The sequence below is a fragment of the Photorhabdus aballayi genome (assembly GCF_026153155.1).
GTDB lineage: Bacteria > Pseudomonadota > Gammaproteobacteria > Enterobacterales > Enterobacteriaceae > Photorhabdus > Photorhabdus luminescens.
This window is the reverse complement of record NZ_JAPFCD010000041.1, coordinates 1-20,200: the sequence shown is the minus strand read 5'-3', so window position 1 is coordinate 20,200 and position 20,200 is coordinate 1. Positions and strand designations below refer to the sequence as shown.

The window sequence follows — 20,200 nt, the reverse complement described above, 5'->3', positions numbered from 1 at the left end:
TGTGGGAGAATCGCCTTTTACAGACTGTATGCATACTCCGGTTGCTGTGCAATCTGTGTTCCCAATTTATTGACAAGAATGATCTATACCTATGATGCCTGGTGGAATAGGTTCTTATACTGTGTCCCCTGACACTGTACTACTAGGGAAAAGCTGAAATCAGGCCAATATCACATTTAAGGCTGAAATCTCACCCCGGACGACAATGGTTTTCAGGTTGTTAGTGAATTTTTGAGAGTTATGTTTTATGCATTGACTACAAAAATGATTATGATTCGTGCGGACTACACAGTTACATAACTTTAGCTTTGCTTGAGGTCTTTCCTCTTATCAAAAATCAATCTCAAAAGTGTTTTCAACCATATATGTAAGATAAATGTTTAAAGTTTGTCAAACAAGATAATTAATTTTGTGCAATATGTTTGAATCGTGATCTTAATCACTGTTCAGTGGAAATGTAGCTAATCATATTGTGTTGGAATTGTAATAATAATGTGAAGCACATATACTGCCGCCAGGTCTCCGGATTACCCTGCTGTAGGAGCACCCAGCGTAACTAAATCACAACATTTCTTAACATGAAGGATCTATCGTTTGATTGAATGTTGTGTCTTTGTATCCTCTTATCGCTGTCTGATTTCCGCCCAGGTCCGGAGGAAGGAAAATAATAAAAGAGCTGTGTGGGCAAAATTGTGAAAAAACAAAGACCTGTCAACCTTGATTTGCAGACGATACACTTTCCAGTCTCTGCAATAGCCTCGATCTTGCACCGTGTCTCTGGCGTCATTACTTTCGTAGCAGTAGGAATTCTCCTCTGGTTGTTAGGAATGTCTCTCTCCTCGCAAGAAGGGTTTCAGCAAGCCGCCGATATTATGACGGGATTTTTCGCTAAGTTTATTGTGTGGGGCATTCTGACCGCACTGGCTTACCATATCTGTGGCGGTATCCGTCATATGCTGATGGATTTCGGCTACTTGGAAGAAAACTTAGCGGTCGGTAGTCTCTCTGCCAAAGTGGCAATCGGGATTGCTGTTATTCTGTCGATTCTGGCTGGAGTACTGGTATGGTAAGTAACGCATCTGCATTGGGTCGCACGGGTATCCATGATTGGCTATTATTGCGCGCGTCCGCAATGATTATTGTTTTATATGTTCTTTATATGTTGGGCTTCGTCATTACAACGTCGGAGATCACTTATGAAGTCTGGCGGGGTTTCTTCGCCTCATCCATCACTAAAGTCTTCACTGTGCTGGCGCTGTTTTCCATTCTGGCTCACGCCTGGATTGGTATGTGGCAAGTACTAACTGACTATGTAAAGCCGCTGGCGCTGCGTTTAATGTTGCAATTGGCGATTATCGTTGCACTGATGGCTTACTTGATTTACGGAACAATTGTGGTGTGGGGTGTATAGATGAAACTGCCAGTAAGAGAGTTTGACGCAGTCGTTATTGGTGCGGGTGGCGCTGGTATGCGCGCGGCACTACAGATTTCACAAATGGGATTATCCTGTGCTTTGATTTCCAAAGTATTCCCAACCCGTTCTCATACTGTATCCGCGCAGGGTGGTATCACCGTTGCGTTGGGTAACTCCCATGACGATAACTGGGAATGGCATATGTATGACACGGTGAAAGGTTCCGATTATATCGGTGACCAGGATGCGATTGAGTACATGTGTAAAACCGGTCCAGAGGCTATTCTGGAGCTGGAACACATGGGGTTGCCATTTTCACGCTTAGATGATGGCCGTATTTATCAACGTCCATTCGGCGGCCAGTCAAAAAACTTTGGTGGTGAACAGGCGGCACGTACTGCCGCGGCGGCAGACCGTACCGGTCATGCCCTGTTGCATACGCTGTATCAGCAGAACTTAAAAAATCACACCACTATTTTTTCTGAATGGTATTCATTGGATCTGGTTAAAAATCAGGATGGCAGTATTGTTGGTTGTACTGCGATTTGTATTGAAACCGGTGAAGTGGTTTATTTCAAAGCGAAGGCAACTATTCTGGCAACGGGTGGCGCCGGTCGTATTTATCAATCAACAACTAACGCTCACATTAACACTGGTGATGGTGTCGGTATGGCGCTGCGTGCGGGTGTACCTGTACAGGATATGGAAATGTGGCAATTCCATCCAACCGGTATCGCGGGGGCGGGTGTTCTGGTAACAGAAGGCTGCCGTGGCGAAGGCGGTTATTTGTTGAATAAAGATGGTGAGCGCTTTATGGAGCGTTATGCGCCAAATGCTAAAGATTTGGCCGGTCGTGATGTAGTAGCACGTTCCATCATGATCGAAATCCGCGAAGGCCGTGGTTGTGATGGTCCTTGGGGGCCTCATGCTAAGCTGAAACTGGATCATTTGGGTAAAGAGGTGCTGGAGTCTCGTCTGCCGGGTATTCTTGAATTATCCCGTACTTTCGCCCACGTTGATCCGGTAAAAGAACCTATCCCGGTTATTCCAACTTGCCACTATATGATGGGGGGAATCCCAACTAAAGTTACCGGTCAGGCGCTGATGGTTAACGCAAAAGGTGAAGATGTCGTTATTCCGGGCCTGTTTGCTGTCGGTGAAATTGCCTGTGTATCTGTTCACGGCGCAAACCGTTTGGGGGGTAACTCTCTGTTGGATTTGGTGGTGTTTGGCCGTTCCGCCGGTTTACACCTGAAAGAATCGCTGATGGAGCAAGGTACTAGCCGCGAAGCCAGCGAATCGGATATTGAAATATCTTTGCAACGTCTAAACCGTTGGAATAGTAGTACCCGTACGGGTGAAGATCCGGTTAAAATTCGTAAAGATTTGCAAGCGTGCATGCAGAACAACTTCTCTGTATTCCGTGAAGGTGATGCAATGGCGAAAGGGCTGGAAGAACTTAAAGTTATCCGTGAACGCCTGAAAAATGCACGTTTGGATGATACTTCCTCAGAGTTCAATACTCAGAGAATTGAGTGTCTGGAGCTTGATAACCTGATGGAAACGGCATTTTCTACGGCTGTTGCTGCTAATTTCCGTACTGAGAGTCGTGGTGCTCATAGCCGTTTCGACTACCCGGATCGTGATGATGCGAACTGGTTATGCCACACCCTCTATCTACCGCAAACTGAAACTATGACGCGTCGTAATGTCAACATGCAGCCAAAACTGCGTGAAGCATTCCCGCCGAAAGCGCGTACTTACTAATGAGTTGCTGATGATCCAGTTGCGGAGGAATAGATTATGAAACTTGAATTTTCGATTTATCGTTACAACCCGGATGTTGACAGCGCTCCTCGTATGCAGGATTACACGCTGGAAGCAGAAGAAGGGCGTGATATGATGTTGCTGGATGCGTTGATCCAGCTTAAAGAGCAGGACCCAACACTCTCTTTCCGTCGTTCTTGCCGTGAAGGTGTTTGTGGTTCTGACGGTCTTAACATGAATGGCAAAAATGGCCTGGCCTGTATTACGCCTGTTTCGGCTTTGCGGCGTGGTAGCAAGAAAATTGTTATTCGCCCGTTGCCCGGCTTGCCGGTTATCCGTGACCTGGTTGTCGATATGGGGCAATTCTATGCGCAATATGAGAAGATTCGCCCATATTTGCTGAATGACGGCAAAAACCCGCCGGCACGCGAACATTTGCAATCACCTGCACAAAGGGAAAAACTCGATGGTCTGTACGAGTGTATTCTGTGTGCATGTTGCTCAACTTCCTGTCCGTCATTCTGGTGGAATCCTGATAAATTTATCGGGCCTGCGGGCTTACTGGCAGCATATCGCTTCCTGATTGACAGCCGTGATACTGAAACGGCTTCACGATTAGACAAGCTGAATGATGCTTTCAGTGTTTTCCGTTGCCATAGCATCATGAATTGTGTCAGTGTGTGCCCTAAAGGGTTGAATCCAACAAAAGCTATCGGCCATATTAAGTCTATGTTACTGAAACATAGTGCATAATAGGTCTGCCCTCCGCGAGATTTTCTCTGTGGAGGGCACAAAGAATTGAAGAGTATGAGTTGCCAACTGCTAATGATGACAAAAGCTTGAAGCGAGGAACCTTTAAAAACGGTTAGGCGGTTTTTAAAGGTTCCTTGAAGGGTTCTGAAACCCAAAAGAGAACATGCATAGAGCACGTCCAAATGAACCTTTTATCGATACCGTATTTAAACGGTAATAGTTAACCACGGCGAAAACTAAAGCTTTTAAAGCTTAAGGGATCACAATGCAGAACGGCGCAATGAAGGACTGGCTGGATTCAAGCTTCCTGGCTGGTTCAAACCAGTCTTACATAGAGCAGATCTATGAAGACTATATAACCGATCCACACTCCGTTGATGCAAGTTGGAGAGAGATTTTCCAACAATTGCCGAATGCGGGACTCAACGGTGAACAACTCCACTCGCAGACGCGTGATTACTTCCGCCGTCTTGCGAAAGATACTACGCGTTATCATTCCTCTGTCAGCGATCCAGCAATGGATGCAAAACAAGTTAAAGTTTTGCAGCTCATTAACGCATTCCGCTTCCGCGGTCATCAAAATGCGAATCTTGACCCGTTGGGATTATGGAAACAGGATAGTGTTCCTGATTTAGATCCTGCTTTCCATAATCTGACGGAAGCTGATTTTGCAGAGACATTTAACGTAGGTTCTTTTGCAATCGGCAAAGAGACGATGAAATTGGCTGATTTGTATGAAGCGCTGAAACGCACTTATTGCGGTTCTATTGGCGCTGAATACATGCACATCACCAATACGGAAGAAAAACGTTGGATTCAGCAGCGTCTGGAGTCTGTAACTGTCAGCTCTCAGTTTAGCGTAGAGGAAAAACGGCGTTTTCTGGCAGAACTGACGGCAGCGGAAGGTTTGGAGCGTTATCTGGGAGCGAAGTTTCCGGGAGCGAAACGTTTCTCTCTTGAAGGTGGTGATGCGCTGATCCCAATGTTGAAGGATCTTATCCGCCATGCGGGTAAGCATGACACACGAGAAGTTGTGCTAGGAATGGCTCACCGTGGTCGCCTCAACGTCTTGGTTAATATCTTAGGTAAAAAACCGGCTGATCTGTTTGATGAGTTTTCCGGTAAGCATAAAGAGCACCTTGGTACCGGCGACGTGAAATATCATCAAGGTTTCTCGTCTGACTTTGCCACCGAGGGGGCTAAGGTTCATTTGGCATTAGCATTTAACCCATCTCACCTTGAGATTGTCAGCCCTGTAGTTATTGGTTCAGTACGTGCCCGCCGTGACCGTCTGGATGAAGGCCGCAGTAATATGGTATTGCCAATCACTATCCACGGTGATGCTGCTGTTACCGGCCAGGGAGTAGTGCAGGAAACTCTGAACATGTCTCAGGCTCGTGGTTATGAGGTAGGTGGTACAATTCGTATCGTCATCAATAACCAGATCGGTTTCACGACGTCTAACCCGAAAGATGCCCGTTCAACACAATACTGTACCGATATTATCAAAATGGTACAGGCGCCGATTTTCCACGTTAATGCAGACGATCCGGAAGCGGTAGCATTTGTTACCCGTTTAGCACTGGATTTCCGTAATACCTTCAAATGTGATGTGATGATCGATCTGGTCTGTTACCGTCGTCATGGTCATAACGAAGCTGATGAGCCGAGTGCGACTCAGCCAATGATGTATCAGAAAATCAAGAAACACCCAACGCCACGTAAAATCTATGGCGATAAGCTGGCGGCGGAGAACTTGATATCAGTCGATGATGTGACCGAGATGGTTAACCTGTATCGTGATGCCCTCGACCGTGGTGATTGTGTCGTTGATGAATGGCGCTCAATGGGGCTGCATTCATTTACTTGGGAGCCTTATCTTAATCACGAATGGGATGAAGAGTACCCACATAAAGTTGATACTAAGCGTTTGCAAGATCTGGGTAGACGTATCAGTTCCGTCCCGGAAGAAGTGACAATGCACTCCCGTGTAGCGAAAATTTATAACGACCGTGCAGAGATGGCGAACGGCGATAAATTGTTCGATTGGGGCGGCGCAGAAACATTGGCCTACGCGACTTTAGTGGATGAAGGGGTTCCGGTGCGTTTGTCTGGTGAAGATGCTGGTCGTGGTACTTTCTTCCATCGTCATGCGGTTATCCATAATCAGGCTAACGGTTCTGTTTATGTTCCTCTGGCGAACGTTCATAACGGTCAGGGAGCATTCGATGTTTGGGATTCTGTTCTGTCTGAAGAAGCGGTATTGGCGTTTGAGTATGGCTATGCAACAACAGAACCTCGTGCCTTGACAATCTGGGAAGCTCAGTTTGGTGATTTCGCCAACGGCGCACAGGTTGTTATTGACCAATTCATCAGCTCTGGTGAGCAGAAATGGGGCCGTATGTGCGGCTTGGTTATGCTGCTGCCTCATGGCTATGAAGGGCAAGGGCCTGAACACTCTTCAGCCCGTTTGGAACGTTATCTGCAACTGTGTGCAGAACAGAATATGCAGGTTTGTGTGCCATCAACGCCAGCTCAGGTCTACCATATGCTTCGCCGTCAGGCTTTGCGCGGTATGCGCCGTCCGTTGATCGTTATGTCGCCAAAATCACTGTTGCGTCATCCATTAGCCGTTTCCAGCTTGGATGAGCTAGCTAACGGTAAATTCCAGACGGTTATTAGTGAAATTGACGATCTTGATCCGAAAGGCGTTAAACGAGTTGTACTTTGTTCAGGTAAAGTCTACTACGACCTGTTGGAGCAACGTCGTAAAAATGAACAAACTGATGTCGCTATCGTGCGTATTGAGCAACTATATCCATTCCCTCATCAGGATGTTCAGTCAACACTGGAACAGTATGCTCATGTACATGATTTTGTCTGGTGCCAGGAAGAGCCATTAAATCAGGGGGCCTGGTATTGCAGTCAGCACAACTTCCGTGAAGTGATCCCGTTCGGGGCTTCTTTACGTTATGCAGGTCGTCCTGCGTCTGCTTCCCCGGCAGTTGGATATACGTCAGTTCACCAGCAACAACAACAAGAGCTGGTTAATGACGCACTGAACGTTGAATAAATAAAGGATATAAAATGAGTAGCGTAGATATTCTGGTTCCGGATCTGCCTGAGTCTGTTGCTGATGCCACTGTGGCAGTTTGGCACAAAAAAGAGGGTGACCGTGTTGAGCGTGATGAAGTGCTGGTTGAAATCGAAACAGATAAAGTTGTGTTGGAAGTGCCTGCCAGTGAAGCGGGTGTTTTAGAAGCCATTTTGGAAGAGAAAGACGCCACTGTTCTGTCTCGTCAGCTTCTTGGTCGTATCCGTCTGGGCGATAGCACTGGCAAGCCGGCGGAAATAAAAGAAAAGACAGAAGCAACTTTGGCGAAACGCCAGGCGGCGGGTTTAGAAGAAGAGAGCAATGATGCGCTCAGCCCGGCGGTCCGCCGTTTGATTGCAGAGCATGATCTTGATGCTACAGCGATTAAAGGTAGTGGTGTTGGTGGACGTATTGTCCGTGAAGACGTGGAAAAATACATGGCTGATAACGAAAAAGCGGCTAGCAAGTCTGTAGAAGCCCCTGTTTCTGTCCAGGATTCTCTGTTGCCGCACCGCAGTGAAAAACGTGTTCCAATGACTCGCCTGCGTAAGCGTGTGGCTGAACGTCTGCTGGAAGCGAAAAACAACACGGCGATGTTGACAACATTTAACGAAGTTAACATGAAGCCGATTCAAGACATGCGTAAGCAGTACGGCGAGGCGTTTGAAAAACGCCACGGTGTGCGTCTGGGTTTTATGTCTTTCTATGTGAAAGCCGTGGTTGAAGCACTGAAACGCTATCCAGAAGTGAATGCTTCTATCGATGGCACGGATGTGGTTTACCACAACTATTTCGATATCAGTATTGCAGTATCGACACCGCGTGGCTTGGTAACGCCGGTCTTGCGTGATGCCGATGCGTTGAGCATGGCTGATCTCGAAAAACGCATTAAAGAGCTGGCTATCAAAGGCCGCGACGGCAAATTGACCGTTGAAGAGCTGACGGGTGGTAACTTTACCATTACTAATGGCGGTGTATTTGGCTCCTTAATGTCTACGCCAATCATTAACCCACCACAGAGTGCGATTCTTGGTATGCATGCCATCAAAGATCGCCCAATGGCGGTTAATGGTCAGGTGGAGATCCTTCCAATGATGTACCTGGCACTGTCTTATGACCATCGTCTGATTGACGGGCGTGAGTCTGTAGGCTTCCTGGTGACCATCAAAGAAATGCTGGAAGATCCTGCACGTTTGCTGCTGGACGTATAGCAACATAATCAGGGCAGATACGCGCTAATATCTGCCCAGTCTGAAGTAAACAAATGTATATGTACAGCCAGTCTTTGGACTGGCTATATCCAAAGCAACAAAAAAATCAGAGAGCAACTTATTTATTTTTGCTCTTCTCAGACTTAATTATGGATAGAACATCATGAATTTACACGAGTATCAGGCAAAACAGCTTTTTGCACGGTATGGTTTACCCGCTCCGGCTGGTTACGCCTGCACGACACCGCGTGAAGCAGAAGAAGCTGCATCTAAAATCGGCTCTGGCCCTTGGGTGGTGAAGTGCCAGGTTCATGCTGGCGGTCGCGGTAAAGCGGGCGGCGTGAAAGTGGTTAACAGTAAAGAAGAAATTCGCGCTTTCGCTGAACAATGGTTAGGCAAACGTTTGGTTACTTACCAGACAGATGCGCAAGGGCAGCCTGTTCGTCAGATTTTAGTGGAAGGGGCAACCGATATTGCGAAGGAGCTGTATCTCGGCGCTGTGGTTGATCGTGGTACACGTCGTGTAGTGTTCATGGCTTCTACTGAAGGTGGTGTTGAAATTGAAAAAGTTGCGGAAGAGACTCCGGAACTGATCCATAAAGCGATTATCGACCCGCTGATTGGTCCTATGTCTTATCAGGGGCGTGAACTGGCATTTAAATTGGGTTTAACCGGTAAACAAGTCAGCCAGTTCACTAAAATTTTCTTAGGGTTGGCAAATCTGTTCCTGGAGCGCGATCTGGCTCTGGTTGAAATCAACCCATTGGTTATTACTACTCAAGGTGATTTGATTTGTCTGGATGGCAAACTGGGCGCTGATGGTAACGCACTGTTCCGTCAGGCTGAGTTGCGTGAAATGCATGACCCATCTCAGGAAGATCCCCGTGAAGCTCAGGCGGCACAGTGGGAGCTGAACTATGTCGCGCTGGATGGCAATATTGGTTGCATGGTAAACGGTGCAGGCTTGGCAATGGGAACGATGGATATCGTTAAATTGCATGGCGGTGCGCCAGCTAACTTCCTTGATGTGGGTGGTGGTGCAACGAAAGAGCGTGTGACAGAAGCGTTTAAAATTATCCTGTCAGATGAAAATGTGAAAGCAGTATTGGTCAATATCTTTGGTGGTATCGTTCGTTGTGACCTGATTGCTGACGGTATTATTGGCGCGGTGGAAGAAGTCGGGGTTCACGTACCGGTTGTTGTTCGTTTGGAAGGGAACAATGCTGATCTGGGCGCGAAAAAATTGGCTGACAGTGGTTTGAATATCATTGCCGCAACCAGCTTGACAGATGCAGCTAAGCAAGCAGTAGCAGCAGTGGGGGCAAATAAATAATGTCTATTTTAATTGATAAAAACACTAAAGTTATTTGTCAGGGTTTCACTGGCAGCCAAGGTACTTTCCATTCAGAACAAGCGATTGCTTACGGTACTCAAATGGTTGGTGGGGTAACGCCGGGTAAGGGCGGTACTGAGCACCTGGGATTACCTGTTTTCAATACCGTTCGTGAAGCGGTAGAAGCAACAGGGGCGACAGCTTCTGTTATCTATGTTCCCGCTCCATTCTGTAAAGATTCTATTCTGGAAGCGATCGACGCAGGTATTAAACTGATCATCACCATTACTGAAGGCATCCCTACGCTGGATATGCTGGCGGTTAAAGTGAAACTGGATGAAGCGGGTGTGCGTATGATTGGCCCTAACTGTCCGGGAGTCATTACGCCAGATGAATGTAAGATTGGTATTATGCCGGGACACATTCACCAAGCAGGTAAAGTTGGCATCGTTTCCCGCTCAGGAACACTGACTTATGAAGCGGTAAAACAGACAACGGATGCCGGTTTAGGGCAATCTACCTGTGTTGGTATCGGTGGCGACCCAATTCCAGGTTCTAACTTCATTGATATTCTGAAACTGTTCCAGGAAGATCCGCAAACAGAAGCCATCGTGATGATTGGTGAAATTGGTGGAACAGCGGAAGAAGAAGCAGCGGCTTATATTAAACAGCACGTCACTAAGCCGGTTGTTGCCTACATTGCGGGTGTAACTGCACCAAAAGGTAAGCGTATGGGGCATGCTGGCGCCATCATCGCAGGCGGTAAAGGAACGGCGGACGAAAAATTCGCTGCTCTGGAGTCGGCGGGTGTGAAAACTGTCCGTAGCTTGGCAGACATCGGTGATGCTGTGAAAGATTTACTTGCTGGCAAGTAAGTGTTGATAAGAAATATTTATCTATGAGGCCGCTGTGAAGTGGCCTTTTTATTTGTATAGACAGTATCCACCGCGATTAAATTCATTAAATCTTTATTTTCAATTTGTTATTCTCCAATTAAATTAAACTGAATTTCATTAATGCTATTTATTAAAATGAAATTTAATTAAAGGAAAAGTTAATAATAATATTTTCTTAAGGATGAAAATAACAAGTTAATTTTAAAAGTCATTTCACAGCAATATAGAAATCAATATTTATCTAAATAAACAAATAATTAACAATATATCAACCAAAATGAAATAATGGACAAAGTAATTAACACTAATCAGAAAAAGATACCTAAAATCAAGTTATTACTATGGCATTATTGCTTTAATTTGCTTAAATTGACTTTGATCAAATTAATTCCCATTAAACAATAACCGCAATTCTTGATCTATATTCAGAATTCTAATCTGAATCACGTAAAACCTATTTATTGTATGGGAATATAAGCGTACTATACTATTAGTCTAATTAGTTTTTAATTTGTTTGGTTATTAGTTGTTATTTTAAAGGCATTTATTGCTGGTAGTTATGAGGCTTCTACATGAGTGCTTTGCGAAAAGCGCTTATATGAAGTCAGGTTGCCGCAAGTCGGTGTCTTCCTGCTAGGAGCAAGGAGTCAAGATGTTTGATATTGTCGAACTGTCACGATTACAGTTTGCCTTAACCGCGATGTATCACTTCCTATTCGTTCCGCTAACGCTCGGTATGGCGTTTTTGCTGGCGATCATGGAAACGGTATATGTGCTCTCCGGTAAACAAATTTATAAAGATATGACGAAATTCTGGGGCAAGTTATTTGGTATTAACTTTGCTCTAGGGGTTGCAACAGGGCTGACTATGGAGTTCCAGTTTGGGACTAACTGGTCATATTTCTCTCACTACGTCGGTGACATTTTCGGCGCGCCTCTGGCGATTGAAGGCCTGATGGCGTTCTTTCTGGAATCTACATTTGTAGGCTTGTTCTTCTTCGGTTGGGATCGTCTCAGTAAGACGCAACATCTGGCGGTAACTTGGTTGGTCGCATTAGGATCTAACTTCTCTGCACTTTGGATTCTGATTGCTAACGGTTGGATGCAAAACCCAATTGCTTCTGATTTCAACTTTGAAACCATGCGTATGGAGATGGTAAGTTTCTCTGAACTGGTGCTGAACCCGGTTGCTCAGGTGAAATTTGTCCATACCGTTGCCGCGGGTTATGTGACAGGGGCGATCTTCGTTCTCGGTATCAGCTCTTACTACCTGCTTAAAGGCCGTGATATTCCATTTGCTAAGCGTTCATTTGCGATTGCTTCAAGCTTTGGTATTGCGGCTGTGCTGTCTGTTATTGTATTGGGTGATGAATCTGGTTACGAAATGGGCGACGTACAGAAGACTAAGTTGGCCGCCATCGAAGCTGAGTGGGAAACTCAACCACCGCCGGCAGCTTTTACACTGATAGGTATCCCGGATCAGGATAAAATGGAAAACAAATATGCCATTCAGATCCCCTATCTTATGGGGCTGATTGCAACCCGTTCCGTTGATACTCCGGTCATTGGTCTGCGTGATTTGATGGACCAGCACGAGCAGCGTATTCGTAATGGTATAAAGGCTTATCATCTGTTGGAAGAATTGCGTGCAGGCAACACCGACCCGACTGTTCGTATGGCATTCAACGAGAATAAACAAGATCTGGGTTATGGCATGTTGCTGAAACGTTATACCAGCAAAGTGACTGATGCCAGTGAAGAACAAATCAAAGCGGCTGCAAAAGATTCCATTCCTCGTGTTGCGCCGCTTTATTTTGCATTCCGTATCATGGTTGCGGCAGGTTTCCTGATGTTACTGTTGATTGGTCTGGCGTTTTGGAGTGTTATCCGTGGCCGCATTGGTAAACAAAAATGGTTACTGCGCGCCGCCCTGTACAGTATTCCATTGCCGTGGATTGCCATAGAATCAGGTTGGTTTGTGGCGGAATATGGTCGTCAACCGTGGGCAATTGGTGAAGTTCTGCCAACTGCGGTGGCGAGTTCCAATTTAACTGCCGGCGATATCTTGTTCTCTATGGCGCTGATTTGCGGCCTTTATACCTTATTCCTGATTGCGGAAATGTTTTTGATGTTCAAATTTGCCCGCCTTGGCCCAAGTAGCCTGAAAACGGGTCGTTACCATTTTGAACAGAAAACAATTTCAGCACCTGATGCTCAGTAAACAGGAGTTCACGTATGTTTGATTATGAAGTACTACGATTTATATGGTGGCTACTGATTGGTGTGTTGCTGATCGGTTTCGCGGTAACTGATGGTTTTGATATGGGAGTTGGTATCCTGTTACGTATCATCGGCAAAAACGATACTGAACGTCGCATCATGATTAACTCAGTGGCGCCGCATTGGGATGGTAACCAGGTTTGGTTGATTACCGCTGGTGGAGCGCTGTTCGCCGCATGGCCGATGGTCTATGCCGCGGCGTTCTCTGGCTTCTATGTTGCTATGATCTTAGTGTTATCTGCATTGTTCTTCCGTCCGGTTGGTTTTGATTACCGCTCCAAACTGGAAGACCGCAAGTGGCGTAACATGTGGGATTGGGGAATATTTATCGGTAGCTTTGTTCCGCCATTAGTTATCGGTGTGGCATTCGGTAATCTATTACAGGGGGTGCCGTTTAACGTTGATTCTCAACTCCGCCTGTTCTACACCGGCTCCTTCTTTGGATTACTCAACCCGTATGGTTTGCTGGCGGGGGTGATCAGCTTGATGATGATTGTGACTCAGGGGGCAACTTATCTGCAAATGCGTACTACGGGTGAACTGCGTCTGCGTTCTCGTACCGCAACTTATCTTTGTGCGCTGGTGACAATGGCGGCTTTCTTGCTGGCAGGCGTATGGCTGATTTATGGTATTGATGGTTATGTTGTGACTGGCGGCTTAGATACAATGGCTCAGTCTAACCCATTACATAAAGAAGTTGCTCATCAGGCGGGTGCTTGGCTGACTAACTTTAACAATTATCCGTGGTTGTGGGTGCTACCGGCACTGGGTGTGGCTTCGCCTATGCTGACGATGCTGATGACCCGTATGAATAAAGCTGGATGGGCATTCCTGTTCTCTTCACTGACAATTGCTGGCATCATTCTGGCCTGCGGTGTAACGATGTTCCCATTTGTGATGCCTTCAATCACTGATCCTAATGTCAGTTTGACGATGTGGGATGCTACTTCAAGCCTGATGACGCTGCGTGTCATGTCTGTGGTTGCATTGATTTTTGTCCCAATTGTTCTGGGATACACCATTTGGTGTTACTACAAAATGTTTGGGCGTTTGGATAAAAGCTTTATTGAAGATAACAAACATTCACTGTACTAAGGAGCATAAAGCATGTGGTATTTTGCTTGGATTCTCGGAACGCTCTTGGCTTGTAGTTTCGCTATAATCGCTGCCTTAGCTTTTGAGCATAATGAAGAAGAAAAAGCCGCTAAAAATGGCGAAAAATCGTGTTGATAGATAAAGGCCCTGTTCGGGGCCTTATTCTTATTGCGGCATTAATGTTTGCTGCTTGTGTATTCTGGGACCCTGCTCGTTTTGCGGCTAACACCAGTTCATTGCAGATATGGCAAGGTATTTTGCTAATATGGGCTGTATGCACAGGTGTGATTTTCGGGGTGGGTTTCCAGCCAAGAAATATCGTCTGGCGCATTTTTTTCTCCCCTTTGTTGGCATTCTTGATTTTGATTTGGGGTTTGTATCATTTCTTTATGAGTTAATTCTGTATGTTATAGGGCCTCTAACCCATAAATTTTTTATTTGCACATTATTCCAAAGCCGCATTGTCTTGAGTATAGTGGCAGCGTTAATTCGCCTTATGTAGGATTGAAAGTGAGTAATACGTTGTTCCGGTGGCCCATTCGTATTTATTACGAAGATACAGATACGAGTGGGATAGTTTATAATGGTCGTTATGTCGTCTTTTATGAAAGAGCGCGTACTGAGATGTTACGTCAGCATGGAATTCATCAACAGCGTTTACTTGATGAACAAATTGCATTTGTTGTTCGGCGTATAGTGGTTGATTACCGTGCCCCGGCCCGGCTTGATGATATGTTGGAGGTGCAGAGTGAAATTACGGATATTCGTAGAGCGTCTTTGACATTTATTCAACGCATTGTTGATGGTAATGGAACAATTATTAACAGCGCAGAAGTGTTAATCGCCTGCGTGAATACATCTCAAATGAAGCCGATTGCGCTTCCAAAGTCTATTGTCGCGGAGTTTAAGCAGTGACTGACATGAACATTCTAGATTTATTCCTGAAGGCGGGCCTTTTGGTGCAGCTGATCATGCTTATTTTGATCTGCTTTTCCGTTGCTTCATGGGCGATCATTATTCAAAGGACCAAAATTCTCAATGCAGCAACCCGAGAAGCGGAAGCATTTGAAGATAAATTCTGGTCGGGTATTGAATTATCACGCTTATATAAAGAAAGTCAGTCGCGTCGAGATTCTTTAGGTGGAACAGAACAAATTTTTTATTCTGGGTTCAAAGAATTTGCCCGTCTGCGTCATGCAAATAATCATGCGCCAGAAGCTGTGGTAACAGGGGCTTCACGTGCAATGCGTATCTCAATGAATCGTGAATTGGAATCGTTGGAAAGCCATATTCCATTCCTGGGTACAGTTGGCTCAATTAGCCCGTATATTGGTCTATTTGGTACGGTCTGGGGAATTATGCATGCATTTATCGCGTTAGGTGCGGTAAAACAGGCTACTCTCCAGATGGTAGCGCCGGGTATTGCAGAAGCGTTAATTGCAACGGCGATTGGTCTGTTTGCGGCGATTCCGGCAGTTATGGCATACAACCGCCTGAATCAGCGTGTTAATAAGCTAGAGCAAAATTACGATAACTTTATGGAAGAGTTTCTGGCTATTTTGCATCGTCAGGCTTTCGCTGCTGAAAATAAAGCAGAGAACAAATAGTAAGGGGAGAGGCTATGGCACGCACTCGTAGTCGTAAGCGTGAGCTGAAATCCGAAATCAATATCGTTCCCTTACTGGACGTATTGCTGGTTCTGTTGCTTATCTTTATGGCAACAGCGCCGATTATCACTCAAAGCGTAGAAGTTGATCTGCCGGATGCGGTAGATTCTAAGACGGTTTCCAGCTCCGATAATCCACCGGTAATCGTGGAGGTTTCTGGTGTTGGTCAATACACCATGATAGTTAACCATGAGCGGTTGGAACTATTGCCTGAACCGCAAATTATTGCGGAAGCGCAGGCACGAATAAAAGAGAATCCAAAAACCGTTTTCTTGATCGGTGGTTCGAAGGAAGTGCCTTACGATGAGATTATTAAGGCACTCAACATGCTGCATCGGGCAGGTGTGAAATCCGTTGGTCTAATGACTCAGCCTATCTGAGTTTGGCCGACAGTTGCTGTTATTTGAAGATCTTGGATATCGAGCGTGGGAAAGACAAACGGGCAAAACAATAAATTAAATCGCGCTGTTATCGTTTCGGTTGTGTTGCATATTATTTTGATCGGGTTACTTATTTGGGGTTCCCTGACACGCAAGACTGAAATGGGTGGCGGTGGTCAGGATGGTTCTGTTATTGATGCTGTTATGGTCGATCCGAATGCGGTAGTACAACAGTACAACCAACAGCAACAACAACAGGCTGATGCTAAGCGTGCAGAGCAGTTACGAAAGAAAAAAGCGGAACAGCAGGCCGCTGAATTAAGGGAAAAACAGGCTGAAGAGCAGGAGCGTTTAAAAGCGGTAGAAGAAGAACGAATTAAGGCGCAACAGGCAGCGGAAGAACAGAAAAAGCAAGCTTTAGAAGCCGCAAACAAAGCCCGCGAAGAGCAAAAACAGGCAGAAGAAGCGGCGGCAAAGGCTAAGGCTGAAAAAGAAAAACTGATTAAAGAGCAGGCAGAGGCACAGAAGAAAGCCGAAGCTGAAGCTAAGAAAGAAGCTGAAGCCGCTGCTGCTAAACAAAAAGCCGCGGAAGAAGCGAAAGCCAAAGCAGAAGCCGAGGCTAAAGCGAAAGCCAAGGCTGAAGCGGATGCTAAAGCCAAAGCTGAGGCAGATGCAAAGGCTAAAGCTAAGGCCGAAGCCGACGCCAAGAAAAAAGCTGCGGAGCAAGCCACTAAACAGGCAAGTGAAGTTGATGACTTACTGGGTGGTTTAACTTCCAACGCACCTAAACAGCAAGGAGGGGCTTCTGCTGCGGGTAAAGGCGGCGGCAAGAAAAGCGGTGCTTCAAATGCCGACATTAATAACTATCTGGGACAAATCCAGGTGGCGATCCAGAATAAGTTTTACGATGCAGACATGTACCGTGGACGTACCTGTACATTACGGATTAAGCTTGCTCCTGATGGCTTGTTAATTGATGTAAAACCTGAAGGGGGGGATCAGGCGTTGTGCCAAGCAGCGGTAGCGGCGGCTAAACAAGCGAAAATACCGAAACCGCCAAGCAAAGAGGTTTACGAAGTGTTTAAAAACGCTCCGCTTGATTTTAAACCTCAATAAAGTTGTCATTTATACCCAATGGATTTCAAGATGCATCGCGACGGCAAGGGAGCGAATCCCCGGGAGCATAGATAACGATGTGACCGAGGTGAGTGAGTGCAGCCAACAAAGAGGAAACTTGAAAGATGACGGGTATAGAAGTTATTAATAACAAACAAAACCATTCTATATTATTAAGCTATCTGGTTTTGTTTGTTGACGTTTGTTAATATTCTGCGAATTATTACGACTATTCCAGCGTGATAAGGGAGAGATTAATGAGGCAGGCTTTTAAAGTAGTGCTAGGCATTTTAATGTTGTGGGCCACGGTTGTTCAGGCAGAAGTTCGGATTGAGATTACCCAAGGTGTCGATTCTGCACGTCCTATTGGCGTTGTGCCATTTAAATGGACTGGCGCGGGCAATGCGCCAGAAGAGATTGGAGCGATCGTTGGGGCCGATCTTCGCAACAGCGGTAAGTTTAACCCTATTGATGCCAGCCGTATGCCACAGCAACCAACGACGGCATCTGAGGTGACACCGGCTGCATGGTCGGCGTTGGGGATTGATGCTGTTGTTGTTGGGCAGGTCCAACCGAGTGCGGATGGTGGTTTTTTAATCTCTTATCAATTGGTTGATACTGCGAGTGCTCCGGGTACAGTGCTTGCTCAGGATCAATTTAAAGTGACCAAACAGTGGTTGCGTTATGCTGCGCATACAGCCAGTGATCAAGTATTTGAAAAACTGACGGGCATCAAAGGGGCATTCCGTACTCGTCTGGCTTATATCGTCAAGACTAATGGCGGTAAATATCCGTATGAACTGCGTGTATCTGATTACGATGGTTACAACCAGTTCACCGTTCACCGTTCACCGGAACCATTGATGTCGCCGGCTTGGTCTCCTGATGGCGCCAAACTGGCTTATGTGACATTTGAAAGTGGCCGTTCTGCCTTGGTTATTCAAACCTTGGCGAGTGGTGAAGTACGTCAGGTTGCTTCCTTCCCGCGTCATAACGGTGCGCCTGCATTTTCCCCAGATGGCAGCAAATTGGCATTTGCTCTGTCTAAATCGGGTAGTTTGAATCTTTACGTGATGGATTTGAGTTCAGCTCAGATTCGTCAGGTGACAGATGGCCGCAGTAACAATACTGAGCCAAGTTGGATGCCGGATAACCAGACTTTGGTTTATACCTCTGATCAGGGTGGTCGTCCACAGTTATATAAAATCGATATTAATGGCGGTGCTCCGCAACGGCTCACTTGGGAAGGCACACAAAACCAGGATGCTGATGTAAGTGCTGATGGTAATTTTGTGGTGATGGTCAGCTCAGAGAGTGGTAAGCAGCACATTGCTAAACAAGATCTGGCAACGGGAGCCGTTCAAACTTTGACGGATACGTTCCTGGATGAAACGCCGAGTATCGCACCTAACGGCACTATGGTGATTTATAGCTCCACCCAAGGGTTGGGGACTGTATTGCAGCTAGTTTCGACTGACGGGCGTTTCAAAGCGCGTCTTCCGGCAACCGATGGACAGGTAAAATTTCCTGCCTGGTCGCCGTATCTGTGATGCATAATAAAATAATATGTATGGCAAATTTTAAAAGGATCAAAGAGATGCAACTGAACAAAGTGCTAAAAGGGCTGATGTTAGCTTTACCAGTTATGGCCGTAGCAGCGTGTAGTTCTAACAAGAATGCTGATAACGATCAGACTGGTGTAGGCACTGTTAACGAAACTAATGCGGGTCTGTCAGCAGAGGAATTAGCTCGTCAGCAAATGCAAGAGCTACAAAACAACAATATCGTATATTTCGGTTTTGACAAATACGACATTGGTTCAGATTTTACTCAGCTGTTAGACGCTCACGCGGCATTCTTGCGCAGCAACCCATCTTATAAAGTTGTTGTAGAAGGTCATGCTGACGAACGTGGTACTCCTGAGTACAACATCGCATTAGGTGAACGCCGTGCTAATGCAGTGAAAATGTACCTGCAAGGCAAAGGTGTTTCCGGTGAGCAAATCTCTATCGTCTCTTACGGTAAAGAGAAACCAGCTGTACTGGGTCACGACGAAGCAGCTTATGGCAAAAACCGTCGCGCAGTACTGGCATACTAAGAGTAGTTCATGAACAGTAACTTCAGACATCATTTTTTGGGTCTGTCGTTATTGGTTGGCGTAGCGGTTCCTTGGGCCGCTATTGCCCAAGCGCCAATCAGTAATGTCGGATCGGGTTCTACCGATGAGCGCCTTACCCAATTAGAGCGTATTTCCAATGCTCACAGTCAGCTATTAACTCAGCTCCAGCAACAACTTGCTGATTCTCAACGTGATATTGACATGCTTCGAGGGCAGATTCAGGAGAATCAGTATCAGCTCAATCAGATTATAGAGCGGCAGAAGGATATTTATCAGCAACTGGAAGGGGCTACCAGTTCTGAGGGGAGTAAGCCTACTGCAAATACAGCTTCTTCAACGGCAAGTAGTGGCAGCAATCAGGCATCTTCATTTGTCGGTACGGCCAGCGAGAAGGGTAATTATGACGCTGCTGTTCATTTGGCGGTGAATACCAAAGAGTATGATAAAGCGATTGTAGCCTTTCAGAGTTTTGTGAAGAGTTACCCGAAATCGAGTTATGTGCCTAATGCTAATTACTGGTTAGGACAGCTTCATTATAACAAGGGTAAGAAAGACGAAGCCGCTTATTACTTTGCTACGGTAGTAAAAGAGTATCCTAAGTCGCAGAAGAGTGGCGAATCGCTTTATAAAGTTGGTTTAATCATGCAGGACAAGGGCCAGAAGGATAAAGCGAGATCTGTTTATCAGCAAGTTATGAAACAATACCCTGGTTCGAATGCAGCTAAATTGGCAGAGAAAAAGCTTTCTACTCTATAACTATTGGCCCCGGAAGGATGTAGTAATACATTTTCGGGGTTGATTGAGTGCTTAATAAGCATTTAAACGTAATTTCAAAAAATAATCATTGCGTAACGCGGAGAAATCAGTAATATATGCCGCCGTTGCCGAGAGAAGTCACAAGATGGGTCGTTAGCTCAGTCGGTAGAGCAGTTGACTTTTAATCAATTGGTCGCAGGTTCGAATCCTGCACGACCCACCATCTTAAAGCTTCATTCAAAACAGATCTCCCAGATGGGTCGTTAGCTCAGTCGGTAGAGCAGTTGACTTTTAATCAATTGGTCGCAGGTTCGAATCC

At 45.9% G+C, this 20,200-nt stretch carries 19 protein-coding genes and 1 tRNA gene; all 20 read left to right on the top strand.

Annotation, left to right across the window (positions count from 1 at the left end):
- Positions 1–680 precede the first annotated feature (680 nt).
- The 20 genes from sdhC (at position 681) to OO184_RS17675 (ending at position 20,104) form a co-directional block, all read left to right on the top strand.
- A complete protein-coding gene (gene sdhC, locus OO184_RS17770; protein WP_036812832.1) occupies positions 681–1,070 on the top strand; it encodes a succinate dehydrogenase cytochrome b556 subunit in 390 nt (129 codons plus the stop codon).
- Positions 1,064–1,411: a succinate dehydrogenase membrane anchor subunit gene (sdhD, locus tag OO184_RS17765; protein ID WP_265380318.1), complete on the top strand. Its 348-nt coding sequence runs from the start codon at positions 1,064–1,066 to the stop codon at positions 1,409–1,411. The genes sdhC and sdhD overlap by 7 nt, the downstream gene beginning before the upstream one ends.
- Positions 1,412–3,181 (top strand): succinate dehydrogenase flavoprotein subunit, encoded by a 1,770-nt coding sequence (gene sdhA, locus OO184_RS17760; protein ID WP_265380317.1) that lies wholly within the window; start codon positions 1,412–1,414, stop codon positions 3,179–3,181. It abuts the gene before it with no gap.
- 36 nt (positions 3,182–3,217) lie between these two features.
- Positions 3,218–3,934 carry a succinate dehydrogenase iron-sulfur subunit gene (locus OO184_RS17755; RefSeq protein ID WP_036780842.1) on the top strand — a complete coding sequence of 239 codons (717 nt, stop codon included), beginning with the start codon at positions 3,218–3,220 and terminating at the stop codon, positions 3,932–3,934.
- 265 nt (positions 3,935–4,199) lie between these two features.
- A complete protein-coding gene (sucA, locus tag OO184_RS17750; protein ID WP_265380316.1) occupies positions 4,200–7,007 on the top strand; it encodes a 2-oxoglutarate dehydrogenase E1 component in 2,808 nt (935 codons plus the stop codon).
- Between the two features lie 14 nt (positions 7,008–7,021).
- On the top strand, positions 7,022–8,239 hold the full coding sequence (odhB, locus tag OO184_RS17745; protein WP_265380315.1) for a 2-oxoglutarate dehydrogenase complex dihydrolipoyllysine-residue succinyltransferase: 1,218 nt from the start codon (positions 7,022–7,024) through the stop codon (positions 8,237–8,239).
- A 163-nt stretch (positions 8,240–8,402) separates the two neighbouring features.
- Entirely contained in the window at positions 8,403–9,572 is a 1,170-nt protein-coding gene (gene sucC / locus OO184_RS17740; RefSeq protein WP_265380314.1) for an ADP-forming succinate--CoA ligase subunit beta, read from the top strand.
- A complete protein-coding gene (gene sucD / locus OO184_RS17735) occupies positions 9,572–10,447 on the top strand; it encodes a succinate--CoA ligase subunit alpha (protein ID WP_265380313.1) in 876 nt (291 codons plus the stop codon). The genes sucC and sucD overlap by 1 nt, the downstream gene beginning before the upstream one ends.
- Before the next feature lie 673 nt (positions 10,448–11,120).
- Positions 11,121–12,689: a cytochrome ubiquinol oxidase subunit I gene (gene cydA / locus OO184_RS17730; RefSeq protein ID WP_265380312.1), complete on the top strand. Its 1,569-nt coding sequence runs from the start codon at positions 11,121–11,123 to the stop codon at positions 12,687–12,689.
- Positions 12,690–12,703: 14 nt separating this feature from the next.
- A complete protein-coding gene (gene cydB, locus OO184_RS17725) occupies positions 12,704–13,843 on the top strand; it encodes a cytochrome d ubiquinol oxidase subunit II (RefSeq protein WP_265380311.1) in 1,140 nt (379 codons plus the stop codon).
- Positions 13,844–13,855: 12 nt separating this feature from the next.
- Positions 13,856–13,978, top strand: a complete 123-nt coding sequence (cydX, locus tag OO184_RS17720) for a cytochrome bd-I oxidase subunit CydX (RefSeq protein WP_074525015.1) — start codon at positions 13,856–13,858, stop codon at positions 13,976–13,978.
- Positions 13,972–14,241, top strand: coding sequence for a cyd operon protein YbgE (gene ybgE / locus OO184_RS17715; RefSeq protein WP_265380310.1), 270 nt, complete (start codon positions 13,972–13,974; stop codon positions 14,239–14,241). The genes cydX and ybgE overlap by 7 nt, the downstream gene beginning before the upstream one ends.
- Before the next feature lie 112 nt (positions 14,242–14,353).
- Positions 14,354–14,758, top strand: coding sequence for a tol-pal system-associated acyl-CoA thioesterase (gene ybgC / locus OO184_RS17710; RefSeq protein WP_265380309.1), 405 nt, complete (start codon positions 14,354–14,356; stop codon positions 14,756–14,758).
- Positions 14,755–15,450 (top strand): Tol-Pal system protein TolQ, encoded by a 696-nt coding sequence (tolQ, locus tag OO184_RS17705; RefSeq protein WP_036812848.1) that lies wholly within the window; start codon positions 14,755–14,757, stop codon positions 15,448–15,450. The genes ybgC and tolQ overlap by 4 nt, the downstream gene beginning before the upstream one ends.
- A 14-nt stretch (positions 15,451–15,464) precedes the next feature.
- The gene (tolR, locus tag OO184_RS17700) at positions 15,465–15,890 is read left to right on the top strand and encodes a colicin uptake protein TolR (protein ID WP_049583530.1); all 426 of its coding nucleotides are present in this window, start codon (positions 15,465–15,467) and stop codon (positions 15,888–15,890) included.
- Between the two features lie 45 nt (positions 15,891–15,935).
- Entirely contained in the window at positions 15,936–17,006 is a 1,071-nt protein-coding gene (gene tolA / locus OO184_RS17695) for a cell envelope integrity protein TolA (RefSeq protein ID WP_139656401.1), read from the top strand.
- Positions 17,007–17,263: 257 nt separating this feature from the next.
- Positions 17,264–18,556 carry a Tol-Pal system beta propeller repeat protein TolB gene (tolB, locus tag OO184_RS17690; protein WP_265380308.1) on the top strand — a complete coding sequence of 431 codons (1,293 nt, stop codon included), beginning with the start codon at positions 17,264–17,266 and terminating at the stop codon, positions 18,554–18,556.
- A 47-nt stretch (positions 18,557–18,603) separates the two neighbouring features.
- Positions 18,604–19,104: a peptidoglycan-associated lipoprotein Pal gene (gene pal, locus OO184_RS17685; RefSeq protein WP_065390540.1), complete on the top strand. Its 501-nt coding sequence runs from the start codon at positions 18,604–18,606 to the stop codon at positions 19,102–19,104.
- 9 nt (positions 19,105–19,113) lie between these two features.
- Entirely contained in the window at positions 19,114–19,881 is a 768-nt protein-coding gene (cpoB, locus tag OO184_RS17680; protein WP_265380307.1) for a cell division protein CpoB, read from the top strand.
- Between the two features lie 147 nt (positions 19,882–20,028).
- Positions 20,029–20,104 (top strand) — tRNA-Lys (locus OO184_RS17675).
- Positions 20,105–20,200: the final 96 nt, after the last annotated feature.